The sequence below is a fragment of the Paraburkholderia sp. BR10141 genome, from assembly GCF_056155635.1.
This window is the reverse complement of sequence record NZ_JBMIQH010000018.1, coordinates 135191-150532: the sequence shown is the minus strand read 5'-3', so window position 1 is coordinate 150532 and position 15342 is coordinate 135191. Positions and strand designations below refer to the sequence as shown.

The window sequence follows — 15342 nt, the reverse complement described above, 5'->3', positions numbered from 1 at the left end:
GAACGACGTTTCGAACCAAGGCGCAGGCGCTGCGAACGCGCGGCCGGGCCAAGGGCAGCGCAAGCCATGAGCCAGAGCACGGGCTTGCGCGCCGCCTGGCCGACGCTCGCCATCATGATTGGCGCGTCCGTCTGGGGTTTTGTCTGGTATCCGCTGCGCATGCTGGCGGCCGCCGGGCTCACCGGTACGGCCTCGAGCGCGGCAACGAGCGCGGCCGGCTGTCTCTTCGTGCTGGTGCTGCGCTGGCGCTCGCTCGCGAGCGTGCGCTGGCACTGGGTGCTGCCGATGCTCGGACTCGCCGCGGGCGTGACCAACGTCGGGTTCGTGTGGGGCGCAATCCACGGCGAAGTGATGCGCGTGCTGCTGCTCTTTTATCTGACCCCGGCGTGGACGGCGATCTTCGCGCACTTCATCCTGCACGAGCGCCTGAACTGGGCGGGCGGCGCGCTGGCGGCGCTCTCGCTGCTGGGGGCGGTGCTGATGCTCTGGTCGCCGCGGCTCGGCGTGCCGCTGCCCGCCAACGCGGCCGAATGGGCCGGTCTCATCGGCGGCATGGGTTTCGCGATGAGCAACGTGCTCGTCGTAAAGACGAGCCGCGTGCTGCCGCACATGAAGCCCGAGATGCGCACGGCCGTGATCTTCGCGGGCGCGGCGCTGTTCGGCTTGCTGACCTCCTGTTTCGAGCCGATGTCGGCCGCACCGGCGGGCGAGCATCTCGCACGCGTCGTGCTGCTCGTGCTCGCGCTCGGCATCGTGCTCGGCAGCAACAACATGCTCGTCCAGTACGGGCTCGCCCGCGTGCCGGCAAACCGCGCCTCGATCATCATGCTGTTCGAGATCGTCGTGACGGCGCTCACGTCGTGGCTCTTCGCCGGCGAGACGCCGGGCCCGCGCGAATGGGCGGGCGGCGCCTGCATCGTGCTGGCTTCCCTGTTGTCGAGCTGGGTGCACCGGGCGCAGGATGCGCGCAAGGGCGGCGCGCACGCGAGCGCCGATGCGAGCGTCATGACCCACGCCGACGCCAGCCGCACCGATGACGCGGACGACGCCGACGGCAGCGGCCCCGGCGGCGATGATGGCAACGGCGGCGGCAATGGCGATGGCAGCGCAGGCGGCGGAACGGGCCCAGGGCCTTCCCGCGCGCGGAATGGCGCGCGTGCGATGGTATGATTGCCGCTGATTCCCGCCGGCCGCACGCGTGCATGCGCGTTCGTACGGCGAGCCGTGGCGGCTGCCCAGTGCGCACTCCGCCGTCGCGCGATCGATACCGGATGCGCGGCGGCAAGCGACGTACGGCACGGGCGGTCCCGTTCACCACTATTCAAACAGCGATATCGCCGTGCGTCTGACCTCGATTAAACTCGCTGGCTTCAAATCATTCGTCGATCCCACGCATTTCCAGGTTCCGGGCCAACTCGTCGGGGTGGTCGGGCCAAACGGCTGTGGGAAATCCAACATCATCGACGCGGTGCGCTGGGTGCTGGGTGAATCCCGGGCGTCCGAGCTGCGCGGCGAGTCGATGCAGGACGTCATCTTCAACGGTTCCACCGCGCGCAAGCCGGGCAGCCGCGCGAGCGTCGAACTGGTGTTCGACAATGCGGACGGCCGCGCCGCAGGGCAGTGGGGCCAGTATGCCGAGATTGCCGTGAAGCGCGTGCTCACGCGCGACGGCACGTCGAGCTACTACATCAACAACCTGCCGGCGCGCCGGCGCGACATTCAGGATATTTTCCTGGGTACTGGCCTCGGCCCGCGCGCCTACGCGATCATCGGGCAGGGCATGATCGCGCGGATCATCGAGGCGAAGCCCGAAGAGCTGCGCGTGTTCCTCGAAGAAGCCGCGGGCGTGTCGAAATACAAGGAACGCCGCCGCGAGACCGAGAACCGCCTGCACGACACGCGCGAGAACCTGACGCGTGTCGAGGACATCGTGCGCGAGCTGTCCAGCAACCTGGAAAAGCTCGAGGGCCAGGCGGTCGTTGCCACGAAATATCGCGAGCTGCAGGCCGAGGGCGAGGAAAAGCAGCGCCTTCTGTGGCTCTTGCGCAAGAACGAGGCAGCGGGCGAGCAGCAACGCCAGCAGCGCGCGATCGAGCAGGCGCAGATCGACCTGGAGCGCCATACCGCGCAGCTGCGCGAAGTGGAAGCGCAGCTCGAAACGCTGCGCGTGGCCCACTACTCGGCAAGCGACGCCATGCAGGGCGCGCAGGGCGCGCTTTACGAAGCGAACGCCGAGGTGAGCCGTCTCGAGGCCGAGATCAAGTTCATCGTCGAGTCGCGCAACCGCGTGCAGGCGCAGATCGCCGCGCTCACCGCGCAGCGCGAGCAATGGCAGGTCCAGGCGCAGAAGGCACAGGACGACATCGAAGACGCCGAAGAACAACTGGCGATCGCCGAGGAAAAGGCTGCGCTGGCCGAGGAAGATGCGGCGGCGAAGCAGGAAGCGCTGCCCGCGCTCGAAAACCGCTGGCGCGACGCGCAGGCGCAACTGAACGACGAGCGCGCGGGCATCGCGCGCACCGAGCAGGCCATCAAGCTCGAAGCCGCGCATCAACGCAACGCCGACCAGATGCTTCAGCAGCTTCAGCAGCGCCACGAGCGTCTGAAGTCGGAGGAAGGCGGCCTCGACGCGCCGGACGAAGCTCAGCTCGAAGAGCTGCGCATGCAGCTGGCCGAGCAGGAGGAAGTCCTTCACGAAGCGCAGGCGCGCCTCGCCGACGCGCAGGAAACGGTGCCGCGCCTCGACGCGGAACGCCGCGCCGCACACGAGCGCGTGCAGGCGGAAAACGTACAGATCCACCAGTTCGAAGCCCGTCTCGCTGCACTCAAGCAACTGCAGGAAAACGTGCAGACGGAAGGCAAGGTCCAGCCGTGGCTCGAACGTCACGAACTGGGCGCGTTGCCGCGGCTGTGGAAAAAGCTGCACGTCGAAGCCGGTTGGGAAACGGCGCTCGAATCGGTGTTGCGCGAGCGGCTCGCCGCGCTCGAGGTGTCGAACCTCGACTGGGTGAAGGCATTCGCGAGCGACGCTCCACCTGCGAAGCTCGCGTTCTATTCGCCGCCGGCCGCGGGTCAGGCAAGCGCTGCGGCCGCGGGACTCACGCCGCTGCTCTCGCTCGTCCGTATCGACGATGCAGGCTTGCGCGCGGTGCTCACCGAATGGCTCGGCTCGACCTACGTTGCGAACGATCTCGCCGAAGCGCTCGCCCAGCGTGCGCAGCTGCCAGGCAGCGGCGCGTTCGTCGTGAAGGCTGGCCATACGGTGACGCGCGTAGGCGTGCAGCTGTACGCCGCCGACACCGAGCAGGCCGGCATGCTCGCGCGTCAGCAGGAAATCGAGAATCTCGAGCGCCAGGTGCGCGCCCAGACGCTGCTCGCCGACGATGCTCGCACGGCTGTCGTGCGCGCGGAAGCGGCGCACACGCAGGCCGCCCAGGTGCTCACGGATGTGCGCCAGCAGGCCGAGCGCGCGACCCAGCGCGTGCACGCGCTGCAGATGGATGTGCTCAAGCTGACGCAGGCGCATGAACGCTACACGGCGCGCAGCACGCAGATCCGCGAAGAGCTCGACGAGATCCGCACGCAGATCGAAGAGCAGCGCGCATTGCGGGCAGAATCGGAAGCGAACTTCGAGCGCCACGATGTGGAACTCGCCGAACTGCAGGCCCGCTTCGAGGACAACCAGCTCGCCTTCGAGTCGCTCGACGAGGAACTCGGCGCGGCGCGCAATGAGGCGCGCGACCTCGAACGTGCGGCGGCCGACGCGCGCTTTGCCGCGCGCAACATGGCGAACCGCATCGAAGAGTTGAAGCGCAACATTCAGGTCGCGCACGATCAGAGCGAACGCGTGGCCGCGTCGCTCGAAGACGCGCGCGCCGAGCTGGAAACGATCAACGAGCAGACCGCGCACACGGGCCTGCAGGACGCGCTGGAAATTCGCGCCCAGAAGGAAGATACGCTGCGTGCCGCGCGCGCCGAACTCGACGATCTGAGCGCGAAGCTGCGGGCCGCCGACGAAACCCGCCTCGCCGCGGAGCGCGCGTTGCAGCCGTTGCGCGACCGCATCACGGAGCTTCAGCTCAAGGAGCAGGCCGCGCGCCTGAACGGCGAGCAGTTCGTCGAGCAACTGCAGGCTGCGGGCGTCGACGAGGCCGCGCTGCAGGAAAAGCTCACGGCCGATATGAAGCCGTCGTATCTGCAAGGCGAGGTTACGCGCATCAACAACGCGATTACGGCGCTTGGGCCCGTGAACATGGCCGCGCTCGACGAACTGGCCGCGGCGAAGGAGCGCAAGACCTTCCTCGACGCGCAGTCGGCCGACCTCACGAGCGCAATCGAGACGCTCGAAGACGCGATCCGCAAGATCGACCAGGAAACGCGCACGCTGCTGCAGGGCACCTTCGACGAGGTGAACCGTCATTTCGGCGAGCTGTTCCCGCGCCTGTTCGGCGGCGGTCAGGCGAAGCTCATCATGACCGGCGACGAGATTCTCGACGCCGGCGTGCAGGTGATGGCGCAACCGCCCGGCAAGAAGAATTCGACGATTCACCTGCTCTCCGGCGGCGAGAAAGCGCTCACGGCCACGGCCCTCGTGTTCGCGATGTTCCAGCTCAACCCGGCGCCGTTCTGCTTGCTAGACGAAGTGGACGCACCGCTCGACGACGCGAACACCGAGCGCTTCGCGAACCTTGTTCGCGCGATGTCGGACAAAACACAGTTCCTGTTCATTTCGCACAACAAGATCGCCATGGAGATGGCGCAGCAGCTCATTGGCGTGACGATGCAGGAGCAGGGCGTTTCGCGCATCGTCGCGGTCGACATGGAAACGGCAGCGGGTTTCGCCCAAAATACGGTCTAATCGATTTATACGGTCTAACGGACGGCGCGCGATGCGCGGCCGGCGGCGCCATCAGTGAGGCAGCCGCCGCGCGCAATGCGCGCGCCAGAGCAACGGCGCATGCAATGAGCACGCCGTCGAAAAAGAATTGCTGATGGAGCATGCATGGATGAATTGACTCTCGGGTTGATCGGCGCGGGCGCCGTGGTCGTCGGGGGCGTGGTGGTGTACAACGCGTGGCAGGGCGCGAGAGTGCGCCGGCGCATGCCGCGCCCGATGCCCGAAGAGGCAGTCGAAGCGCCGCAGCGCGACGAGTTCCAGGAGCCGAGCCCGTTCATCGAACCGGCCCATGCTCCGTCGCGCCGCGAGCCGTCGCTCGCGGGCAGCACGCAAGCCGGGCGCGTGGAGCCGGGTTTCGGCACTGCTGCGCCGCTCGACACGCCAGCCGACATCCAGGCGGAAACGACGACACCCAACGGCTTTCCGGAAGCTGAATCCGACGCGCACGAAGTTGCCGAGAAGGCTGCCGACAAGGCGCCGGCTGCAACTGCGGCTGCCCCGCAATCCGCAAAGGACGATGGCGACGAAGCGGAGCGCATCGAGCCGGTCATGCCGGCGGCCACGACGATCTCTTCGGCGCCGCCCGCCGTGGTCGACCGTCGCATCGACTGCATCGTGCCGATCCGGCTTGGTGCGCCGGTGGCAGGCGAGCGGGTGATTCCGTTTGCGCAGCGATTGCGCCGCGCGGGCAGCAAGCCGGTTCATATCGAAGGCAAACCCGAAGGGGGCGACGGCTGGGAGTTGCTCCAGAGCGGCGTGCGCTACGAAGAACTGCGCGCGGCTGCGCAACTCGCGAATCGCAACGGCCCGCTCAACGAACTCGAGTTCTCGGAATTCGTGACCGGCGTGCAGCAATTCGCCGACGCGCTCGACGCCGCGCCCGAGTTTCCGGACATGATGGAGACGGTCGCCATGGCGCGCGAACTGGACGGCTTCGCGGCGCAATGCGACGCCCAGCTTTCCGTGAACGTGATGTCGGACGGCGCGCCGTGGTCGGCAAACTACGTGCAGGCGGTGGCGGCGCAGGACGGCTTGCTGCTTTCGCGCGACGGCACGCGCTTCGTCAAGCTCGATGCGAAGCAGAGCCCCGTTTTCATGCTGCAGTTCGGCGACACCAACTTCCTGCGCGACGACCTCACGTACAAGGGCGGTGAACTGATCACGCTGGTCCTCGACGTGCCCGTGGCCGACGAAGACATCCTGCCGTTCCGCCTGATGTGCGACTACGCGAAATCGCTTGCCGAGCGCATTGGCGGGCGCGTGGTCGACGACCAGCGCCGGCCGCTGCCGGAATCGGTGTTGCAGTCGATCGACAAGCAGCTGATGACGCTCTACGCGAAGCTGGAGCAGGCCGGTATTCCGGCGGGCTCGCCGGCCACGCGGCGACTGTTCAGCCAGTAACGCCGAAGGCGTGCAGCGGGCCTGCAGACAAGGCGCGACGCCGTAAAGGCGCCGCGCCTTTTTTGCGCGCAGGCGGTACAGCGCAGAGGGCATCGGCACGCGTGTTGCAGTGCATTGGAGCTCAGCCCACCGGGCCCTGGATGCCAGAGCGACGCACGCAGCGTTGGCCATTCGGCCAGGACGCTGGCGAGACCCGTTCGGCGGCGCACGCAGATAGCCGCTCGCCCGATGCGACACGCGCGGCTTCCTGAGATAATCTGACGTCCGAAATCATTTTCAACAGCGAGATGCCCAAGGCATGGTCCGTACTTCCGCCCGTCCCCCCGAAGAAGCCACCGCTGCACAGCGCGCGGTGTGGTTGCGCGCCGAACTCGAGCGTGCGAATCACGCCTACTACGTGCTCGACCAGCCGGAGCTGCCTGACGCGGAATACGACAAGCTGTTCGGCGAACTTCAGCAAATCGAAGCCGATCATCCCGACCTCATCACGCCCGATTCGCCCACGCAGCGTGTGGGTGGCGAAGTCGCCGGGGGCTTCGAGCCCGTGGTCCACGACGTGCCGATGCTGTCGCTCAACAACGGCTTTGCCGACGAAGACATCGTCGCGTTCGACAAGCGCGTGGCCGATGCGCTCGGCAAGATCGAAGGCGCCGGAGTCGTCGAGGTCGAATACGCCGCCGAACTCAAGTTCGACGGCCTCGCCATCTCGCTGCGCTACGTCGACGGCGTGTTCGTCCAGGCCTCCACGCGCGGCGATGGCGCGACCGGCGAGAACGTCACGGAGAACGTGCGCACGATCCGCTCGCTGCCCTTGCGCCTGAAGGGCAAGCGCGTGCCGAAGGTGCTCGACGTGCGCGGCGAGGTGCTGATGTTCCGCCGCGACTTCGAGCGCATGAACCAGCGTCAGCGCGATGCCGGCCACAAGGAATTCGCGAACCCGCGCAACGCGGCGGCGGGCAGCCTGCGCCAGCTCGATCCGAAAATCACGGCGCAGCGGCCGCTCTCGTTTTTCGCTTACGGCATTGGCGTGCTCGAGGGCGAGCCGATGCCGGCCACCCATAGCGAACTGCTCGACTGGTACGCGGAAATGGGCCTGCCAGTCAATGCCGAGCGAGCGGTCGTGAAGGGCGCGCACGGTCTGCTGGAATTTTTCCGCACGGTGGGCGAGAAGCGCGACGGCCTGCCGTACGACATCGACGGCGTGGTCTACAAGGTGAACCGCCGCGACGAGCAGGATGCGCTCGGCTTCGTCTCGCGCGCGCCGCGCTTCGCGCTCGCGCACAAGTTCCCGGCCCAGGAAGCGCTCACGAAGCTGCTGGCGATCGACGTCCAGGTGGGCCGCACGGGCGCGATTACGCCGGTCGCGCGGCTCGAGCCGGTGTTCGTCGGCGGCGCGACGGTGACCAACGCCACGCTGCACAACGAAGACGAAGTGCGGCGCAAGGACATCCGCATCGGCGACACGGTGATCGTGCGGCGTGCCGGCGACGTGATTCCCGAGGTGGTCAGTGCGCTCATGGACCGCCGTCCGGCCGACGCCCACGAGTTCGTGATGCCGACCGAATGCCCGGTCTGTGGGTCGCGCATCGAGCGGCTGCCCGACGAGGCAATCGCGCGTTGCACGGGCGGACTGTTCTGTCCGGCCCAGCGCAAGCAGGCGCTCTGGCACTTCGCCCAGCGCCGCGCGCTCGATATCGACGGCCTGGGCGAGAAGATCATCGACCAGCTGGTCGACCAGAACCTCGTGCGCACGCCCGCCGATCTGTTCAATCTCGGCTTCGGCACGCTCGCGCAACTCGAGCGCATGGCGGACAAGTCGGCGCAGAACCTGCTCGACTCGCTCGAGAAGGCCAAAAACACGACGCTTGCGCGCTTCGTTTACGCGCTCGGCATCCGGCACGTGGGCGAATCGACAGCGAAGGATCTTGCGAAGCACTTCGGCTCGCTCGATCCGATCATGAACGCGACGGTCGAGGAATTGCTCGAAGTCAACGATGTGGGCCCTATCGTCGCGCTTGCGATCCACGAGTTTTTTGCGGAAGAGCATAACCGCACAGTGATCGAGCAACTGCGCGCGCCGGGCAAAGTGACATGGGCGGAAGGGCCGCCCGCGCCCAAGGCGCCGGTGGGCGTGCTGGCCGGCAAGACGGTGGTGCTCACGGGTACGCTGCCCACGCTCTCGCGCGACGAGGCAAAGGAGATGCTCGAAGCAGCCGGTGCGAAGGTCGCCGGCTCGGTATCGAAGAAGACCGATTACGTGGTGGCGGGCGCCGACGCGGGCAGCAAGCTCGCAAAAGCCGAGGAACTCGGCGTGCCGGTGCTCGACGAAGAAGGAATGCGCAAGCTCCTGGAGGGGCAAACGACATGATTCGCGAAATTCTCAGAATGGGCGATCCGCGCCTGCTTGGCATTGCGAGGCCGGTCGATCACTTCGATACGCCCGAGTTGCACGAACTCATTGCCGATATGTTCGACACCATGCATGCGGCGAACGGCGCCGGACTCGCCGCCCCGCAGATCGGCGTCGATTTGCAGGTGGTGATCTTCGGTTTCGAGCAGAACGAGCGCTATCCCGAGGCGCCGGCCGTGCCGCAGACGGTGCTCATCAACCCGGTCATCCATCCGCTGTCGCACGACATGGAAGAGGGCTGGGAGGGGTGTCTCTCGGTGCCGGGCCTGCGCGGCGCCGTGAGCCGCTATTCGATGATCCGCTACGACGGCTTCGATCAGTACGGCACGCCCATCGAACGTGTGGCGGAGGGCTTTCACGCACGGGTCGTCCAGCACGAATGCGATCACCTGATCGGCAAGCTGTATCCCATGCGCATTACCGACTTCTCGAAGTTCGGCTTTACGGAGGTCCTGTTTCCGGAACTCGACCCGAACCGCGACGACTGAAAGTCGAAGCATCAAGAAAAACGGGAGCCATCTGGCTCCCGTTTTTCATACAGTGCAGCGTTCGACGCCGATGTGGCGCTAGAACGCTTCGTTGGCGGCCAGATAGCGCCATTGGCCCTGCGGCAGTGCGCCGAGCAGCACGCGGCCCATGCGCACACGCTTGAGGCCCACGACCTTGAGGCCGACCAGTTCGCACATGCGACGGATCTGGCGCTTCTTGCCTTCGCGCAGCACGAAACGCAACTGCTCGCCGTTTTGCCAGCTCACCTGCGCGGGCTTGAGCGGCACGTCGTCGAGCGACAGGCCGTGGCGCAGCTGAGCGAGCAACTCGGGCGGGAAGTGCTGGTCGATTTCGGTCTCGATGTCGTTGTAGGTGACGCGCACGAGGTATTCCTTGTCGATGTCCGAGCTCTCGCCGATCAACTGCTTGGCCACGCGACCGTCCTGGGTCAGCACGAGCAGGCCGGTCGAGTCGATGTCGAGGCGGCCGGCCGGCGCGAGCGTGCGCAGATGCTTCGCCGAGAAGCGGATGCCCGAGTGGTCGCCGTCCCAATGATTCTCGCCCGTGATGAGCGTGGCGGCGGGTTCATAGCCGTCCTCGGCCTGGCCCGACACGTAGCCCACCGGCTTGTGCAGCAGGATCGTCACCTGGCGCGCCTGCGCGGCGAGCGCGGCCGGATCGACTTCGATGCGCTGATTCGGCGTGACCTTGGCGCCGAGCGTGTCGACGACTTCGCCGTCCACATAAACCCAGCCTTTTTCGATCCATTCGTCGGCTTCACGGCGCGAGCACAGGCCCAGTTCGGACATGCGCTTGGAAAGGCGCAGGGTGTTGTCGCCATCGACTTCTTCGCGCGGTGTGCGGCGCGGTGCGGTTTCGGCGTCGTCGGTGCGGCGCGGGGGCTTCCCAACCGGTTTGACAGGGCTGGCGGTCTTGCGGCTGCCACCGCCTTCTTCGGTACTGCGGCGAGCGCGCGGCGCAGCGCCGCCGCGGTCATCGCTCCAGGCGGATTTCACCGGGCGCGCGAAACGGCGATCCGTGCCCTCGTCGCGGGTGCGTGCGGGGCGGCGGTCGTCGCTGTCACTGCGCCGTTCGAAGCGTCCCTCGCTGCCTTCGCCGCGGCTACGCGGCGGGCGGCGATCATCGCCTTCGCTGCGCCGTTCGAAGCGACGCTCGCTGCCTTCCTCGCGGCTGCGTGGCGGGCGGCGGTCATCGCCCTCGGTACGACGCGCGAAGGGGCGTGCACCGCCTTCGTCGCGGCCGCGTGCGGGGCGACGGTCATCGCCTTCGGTGCGTCGTTCGAAACGACGTTCGCCACCGTCTTCGCGGCTGCGCGGCGGGCGGCGGTCATCACCCTCGGGGCGGCGTGCGAAGGGGCGCGCACCGCCGTCTTCACGGCTGTGCGGCGGGCGGCGGTCATCGCCTTCGGTACGACGCGCGAAGCGCCGGTCGCCACCATCTTCGCGGCTGCGCGGCGGGCGTCGGTCGTCGCCCTCGGCACGCCGCGCGAAGGGGCGTGCGCCGCCTTCATCGCGGCCACGTGCGGTGCGGCGATCATCGCCCTCGGTGCGTCGTTCGAAGCGACGCTCGCCACCTTCTTCACGGCTACGCGGCGGACGACGATCATCACCCTCGGCACGGCGCGCGAAGGAGCGTGCGCTACCTTCTTCACGGCTGCGCGGCGGACGACGATCATCACCCTCGGGGCGGCGTGCAAAGGGGCGTGCGCCACCTTCGTCGCGGCTGCGTGGCGGGCGGCGGTCGTCGCCCTCGGCGCGGCGCGCGAAGGGGCGTGCACCACCTTCGTCACGGCCGCGTGCAAATCCACGCGCCTCATCGCCGGAGCGACGGGCTGGGCGGCGCTCGTCGCCGAATCCGCCTTCGCGAGCCGGCCGCGCCGGGCGCGTATCGCCAGTGCGAGGCGCGGTGCGTCCGGTTGAGGCGCGCACGGGCTTCCCGGCGGAAGTCTTCGCGGCCGATGTCGGCCGAGCGTCCGTCGCCCGCACCTCCGCCGGCCGCACCGGCTTACGCGCGGTCGTACTGCCGCGGCGGACGGGGGCGCGTTCCGGAGTAGTCGGGCGCGGATGTTTGGCTGTCAGTTTGGCTCGCATGGATCTGGTATTTCGCTTGGGTCATTCACACTGCGATCGCGCGCAGCAATTCGGTTTCGACATGAATCTGCTGGCGGTTGTCGGAGAGCCCCGAGCCGTCGAGCAGAAACACGTCTTCCACGCGTTCGCCGAGCGTATTGATCCGCGCCGCATGGACGCCGACCTGATGCTCCGCGAGCACGCGCGCGATGGAATAGAGGAGGCCCGGCCGGTCGTTCGCCGACACGGACAGGATGTAGTATTGGCCGCGCTCGTCGGCCCGCAGGTCGACGCGCGGCGTCACCGGGAAGGTGCGTGACAGGCGCGAGAGACGGCCCTTCGACGGCTCGGGCAGTGCATTGCCCGTCGCCTTCAGGCGCGCCGCGAGTTCCTGCTCGACGAGGTTCGCGATGTCGCGGTAGTGCACGTCGCCCTCGGTGTGGGCGACGATGAAGTTATCGAGCGCGTAGCCGTGGCGCGTGGTGCTCACGCGCGCGTCGAGCACGGAAAGACCGCTGCGGTCGAAGTACGCGCACATCGTCGCGAACAGGTCGGGGCGGTCCTGCGCGTAGACGAGCACCTGCAGCGCCTCGCCGATCGGCGACGGGCGCGCACGCACGACCGGCTCCGGCGCCTCGACGTGGCGGTAGAGCACGCGCGTTTGCCAGGCGATATCGGCGGCGTCGTGGCGCAGGAAGTAGCCGACGTCGAGCTTGTCCCAGAGCGCGCGGTGCGCGTGCTCCGGCACGGTCTCGAGACGCAGCAGCGCAAGCGCCAGCTCCTGACGCGTCTTGAGCTCCGAGTGCGCGTCGGGCTTGGCGCCGCCGAGCACGGCGAGCGTCGAGCGGTAGAGGTCTTCGAGCAGCTTGCCTTTCCAGTTGTTCCAGACCTTTGGGCTCGTGCCGCGAATGTCGGCGACCGTCAGCAGGTAGAGCGCCGAAAGACGCCGCTCCGTACCGACGAGCTCCGCGAAGCGCTTCACGACCTCAGGGTCGGTGATGTCCTGCTTCTGGGCGACCTGGCTCATCGTCAGGTGCTGCTGGACGAGCCAGACGACCAGGTCCGCGTCGTCGCCGGTGATGTCGTGCTCGCGGCAAAAGCGCCGCGCGTCGGCCATGCCGAGCTGCGAGTGGTCGCCGCCGCGGCCCTTGGCGATGTCGTGGAACAGCGCCGCGACGTAGAGCACCCACGGACGCTCGAAGTTGGCGATGAGCTGGCTGCAGAACGGATACTCGTGCGCATGCTCGGCCACGGCGAAGCGGCGCATATTGCGCAGCACCATCAGGATGTGCTGATCGACCGTATAGACGTGATAGAGGTCGTGCTGCATCTGCCCGACGATGCGGCGGAAATTCAGCAGATAGCGCCCGAGCACGCTCGTCTGGTTCATGAGGCGCATGGCGTGCGTAATCCCGGCCGGCTGCTTGAGGATCTCCATGAAGAGCCGGCGGTTTTCCGGGTCGCGGCGCCAGTTCTGGTCCATGGTCTCGCGCGCGTTGTAGAGCGCGCGCAGCGTGCGCGCCGACAGGCCCTTCACGCCGGGCACCTGCTCGTAGAGCAGGAACGCCTCGAGGATTGCGTGCGGCTCGCGCTCGAACACGTCGTCGCTGACGATCTCCAGCATCCCCTGCTTCTCGACGAAGTGCTCCGAGAGCGTGCGCGTGATGCCGCTCGTGCTCGGGAAGAGCTGCGCCTCGATGTTCTGGATCAGGATGGTAGAAAGCTGAGTGACCGCCTTCGCGGCCCAGTAGTAGCGGCGCATGAGCTGCTCGCTCGCGCGCCGCGCGCTGCTCGCCTTGTAGCCGAAGCTTTCGGCCACGGCCGTCTGCAGGTCGAACACGAGGATGTCCTGGCGGCGGCCCGCGATCACATGCAGGCGCGCGCGCAGCGCCTTGAGAAATGCCTCGTTGCGGCGCAGTTCGCGCGCCTCGCGCCCGGTGATGAGGCCGCGCTGGTCCAGCTCCTTCCAGCTGCTGCCGAAGGCGGCAGCCTCGGTGATCCAGAGGATCAGCTGCAGGTCGCGCAGGCCGCCGGGGCTTTCCTTGACGTTGGGTTCGAGCGAATAGGGCGTGTCCTGGAAGCGCGCGTGGCGCTGGCGCATTTCGAGCACCTTCGCCTGGAAGAATGCGCGCGGGTCCATGGCGTCGCGATAGCGCTGCGCGAAGTCGCCGAACAGCGTCGCGCTGCCCGTGATGCGGCGCGCCTCGAGGAGCGACGTGCGCACGGTGACGTCATTGGCGGCTTCTTCGAGGCATTGCGAGACGCTGCGCACGCTGCTGCCGATATCGAGTCCGAGATCCCATGCAAGGCCGATAAAACGCTCGATGCGCTCTTCGAGCGGCGCGAGCGGCTCGTCGTCCGGCAGCAGCACGAGGATGTCGACGTCGGACCAGGGCGCAAGCTCGCCGCGCCCGAAGCCGCCCACCGCCACGAGCGCCAGCGTGGCCGGCAGCTCGCACCGGTCCCAGGCGCTGCGCAAGGTGTCGTCGGTGATGCGGGCGAGGGCGCGCATCAGCGAGTCGACATTGGTCGCGGTCTTGAAACGCTCGAGCAACTGGGCCTTGGCGGCCTTGTAGTCGGACTTCAGCGACGACGTATCGGGAACGGCGACAGCGGGAACACTCATGGGCTCGGGTCGTGTCTGGCGTGGTTGGGCGGGCGGCTGGTCGTGCGCGCGGCGCGCCTCGCGATGGCGGCTGGCCGCGTTGGTTCGTCGGTTAATGCGTCGGCTGCTTTGCGGGCTGCCTCATCGTGCTGCTGGCGCCGGGCGGCGTCCGCATTGGGTGCATCCTCGCGCTGGACGTACTGCCTCGAGGCCGCAGGCCGATGTTCTACGAGCCTATCCATTTTGCGCCGGATCGCGCCACGAAGCGCTTTCCGGCACTTTTTCGGGCGCTCAGGCCGCGGTGCCCGCCATCTGCGCGACGATGGCAGGCTTGGCGGGCGTACCCGCCGAGACCGTCAGGACTTCGTAGCCGGTTTCCGTCACGAGTACCGTGTGTTCCCACTGTGCCGAGAGGCTGCGGTCCTTCGTCTTGACGGTCCACTGGTCCGGCATGGTGCGAATGTCGCGGCGGCCGGCATTGATCATCGGCTCGACGGTGAAGATCATGCCGGGCACGAGCTCGATGCCGGTGCCGGGGCGGCCGTAGTGCAGGACCTGCGGATCTTCGTGGAACACCGTGCCGATGCCGTGGCCGCAGTATTCGCGCACCACGCTGTAGCCCTGGCTTTCGGCGTAGCGCTGAATGGCGTGGCCGATGTCGCCCAGATGGCCGCCGGGACGCACCTGGTCGATGCCGAGCCACATGCATTCATAGGTGGTCTGCACGAGGCGCTTCGCGAGGATCGAGCCTTCGCCGACGATGAACATGCGGCTCGTGTCGCCGAAATAGCCTTCCTTGATGACGGTGATGTCGATATTGAGCGCGTCGCCGTTCTTCAGCGCCTTGTCGCCGGGAATACCGTGACAGATCACGTCGTTCACAGAGGTGCAGATTGCCTTCGGGTAGGGCGGATAGCCCGGCGGCTGATAGTTCAGCGGCGCGGGCACCGTGCCCTGCACGTTGGTCATGTACTCGTGGCAAAGGCGGTCGAGCTCACCCGTCGTCACACCCGCGGTGACGAACGGCGTGATGTAGTCGAGCACCTCGCTCGCCAGCCGGCAGGCGACGCGCATTTGCGCGATGTCTTGTTCGTTCTTGATCGAAATGGCCATGGTATGCGCCCGGAAATGCAGTCGAATATCGAATTATCGCACCTAATGCCAGGGGTCGCTGACTTTTGAGAAGGCGGGGCGCCATCAATGGCAAATGCGGCGCGCGCCGCATTGCCATTGATGGCGCCGTATTCCGCGGGTAATAGCTGTCTTGAGTAAGGGGCAGTTTGCGTGCTATACTCTTCGGCTAAGTCGCTTCCCATATCTTTCGGATTCGCGTTCGGAGTTCGTGGAAGTGGCTGAATCCGCCGTTGCCGCGGAGCGCTTTGCCAAAAACGCATTTTGGCGGGTGCGCGAAGAACATTCGGAAGCATCTTCTTCAGGCAGCACACTCGCA

The 15342-nt window shown here is 67.1% G+C and carries 10 protein-coding genes and 1 pseudogene; 6 read left to right on the top strand and 5 right to left on the bottom strand.

The annotated features are described in order from the left end of the window. Positions 1-66: 66 nt before the first annotated feature. From ACOJB8_RS24165 to def, 5 genes are all read left to right on the top strand, one after another. A complete protein-coding gene (locus ACOJB8_RS24165) occupies positions 67-1170 on the top strand; it encodes a DMT family transporter (protein WP_342945839.1) in 1104 nt (367 codons plus the stop codon). Between the two features lie 169 nt (positions 1171-1339). After that, the gene (smc, locus tag ACOJB8_RS24160; protein WP_475014718.1) at positions 1340-4858 is read left to right on the top strand and encodes a chromosome segregation protein SMC; all 3519 of its coding nucleotides are present in this window, start codon (positions 1340-1342) and stop codon (positions 4856-4858) included. Between the two features lie 144 nt (positions 4859-5002). Continuing rightward, positions 5003-6298: a cell division protein ZipA C-terminal FtsZ-binding domain-containing protein gene (locus tag ACOJB8_RS24155; RefSeq protein ID WP_475014716.1), complete on the top strand. Its 1296-nt coding sequence runs from the start codon at positions 5003-5005 to the stop codon at positions 6296-6298. Positions 6299-6596: 298 nt separating this feature from the next. Further along, positions 6597-8666, top strand: coding sequence for an NAD-dependent DNA ligase LigA (gene ligA / locus ACOJB8_RS24150; protein ID WP_475014714.1), 2070 nt, complete (start codon positions 6597-6599; stop codon positions 8664-8666). Beyond that, positions 8663-9196, top strand: a complete 534-nt coding sequence (gene def, locus ACOJB8_RS24145) for a peptide deformylase (protein ID WP_069265612.1) — start codon at positions 8663-8665, stop codon at positions 9194-9196. Before ligA ends, def begins: the two co-directional genes overlap by 4 nt. Before the next feature lie 78 nt (positions 9197-9274). Here the strand turns inward: def and ACOJB8_RS24140 are convergent, their stop codons facing one another. The 3 genes and pseudogenes from ACOJB8_RS24140 to ACOJB8_RS24130 all read right to left on the bottom strand — a co-directional run bounded on the left by ACOJB8_RS24140 (position 9275) and on the right by ACOJB8_RS24130 (position 10548). Beyond that, a complete protein-coding gene (locus ACOJB8_RS24140) occupies positions 9275-9844 on the bottom strand; it encodes a pseudouridine synthase (protein ID WP_324153263.1) in 570 nt (189 codons plus the stop codon). A 99-nt stretch (positions 9845-9943) separates the two neighbouring features. After that, positions 9944-10006, bottom strand: a pseudogene (locus tag ACOJB8_RS24135) (hypothetical protein); the annotation flags it as partial. A 203-nt stretch (positions 10007-10209) separates the two neighbouring features. Next, the gene (locus ACOJB8_RS24130; protein WP_475014711.1) at positions 10210-10548 is read right to left on the bottom strand and encodes a hypothetical protein; all 339 of its coding nucleotides are present in this window, start codon (positions 10546-10548) and stop codon (positions 10210-10212) included. A 49-nt stretch (positions 10549-10597) separates the two neighbouring features. On the opposite strand from ACOJB8_RS24130, the gene ACOJB8_RS24125 reads away from it, so the two are divergent. After that, complete coding sequence (locus tag ACOJB8_RS24125) at positions 10598-11137, top strand: hypothetical protein (protein WP_475014710.1); 540 nt, start codon at positions 10598-10600, stop codon at positions 11135-11137. 196 nt (positions 11138-11333) lie between these two features. Here the strand turns inward: ACOJB8_RS24125 and ACOJB8_RS24120 are convergent, their stop codons facing one another. Together ACOJB8_RS24120 and map are read right to left on the bottom strand one after the other, a co-directional pair. Continuing rightward, positions 11334-13913: a [protein-PII] uridylyltransferase gene (locus ACOJB8_RS24120; protein ID WP_342945835.1), complete on the bottom strand. Its 2580-nt coding sequence runs from the start codon at positions 13911-13913 to the stop codon at positions 11334-11336. A gap of 270 nt (positions 13914-14183) precedes the next feature. Further along, on the bottom strand, positions 14184-15005 hold the full coding sequence (map, locus tag ACOJB8_RS24115; RefSeq protein WP_069265615.1) for a type I methionyl aminopeptidase: 822 nt from the start codon (positions 15003-15005) through the stop codon (positions 14184-14186). Between the last annotated feature and the right edge of the window lie 337 nt (positions 15006-15342).

Excerpts from the sequence above, each read along its gene's own strand:
- def (WP_069265612.1), top strand. The coding sequence starts at position 8,663 with ATGATTCGCGAAATTCTCAGAATGGGCGATCCGCGCCTGCTTGGCATT.
- ACOJB8_RS24120 (WP_342945835.1), bottom strand. The coding sequence starts at position 13,913 with ATGAGTGTTCCCGCTGTCGCCGTTCCCGATACGTCGTCGCTGAAGTCC.
- map (WP_069265615.1), bottom strand. The coding sequence starts at position 15,005 with ATGGCCATTTCGATCAAGAACGAACAAGACATCGCGCAAATGCGCGTC.
- ACOJB8_RS24130 (WP_475014711.1), bottom strand. The coding sequence starts at position 10,548 with ATGACCGCCGCCCGCCGCGCAGCCGCGAAGACGGTGGCGAACGTCGTT.
- ACOJB8_RS24165 (WP_342945839.1), top strand. The coding sequence starts at position 67 with ATGAGCCAGAGCACGGGCTTGCGCGCCGCCTGGCCGACGCTCGCCATC.
- ligA (WP_475014714.1), top strand. The coding sequence starts at position 6,597 with ATGGTCCGTACTTCCGCCCGTCCCCCCGAAGAAGCCACCGCTGCACAG.
- ACOJB8_RS24155 (WP_475014716.1), top strand. The coding sequence starts at position 5,003 with ATGGATGAATTGACTCTCGGGTTGATCGGCGCGGGCGCCGTGGTCGTC.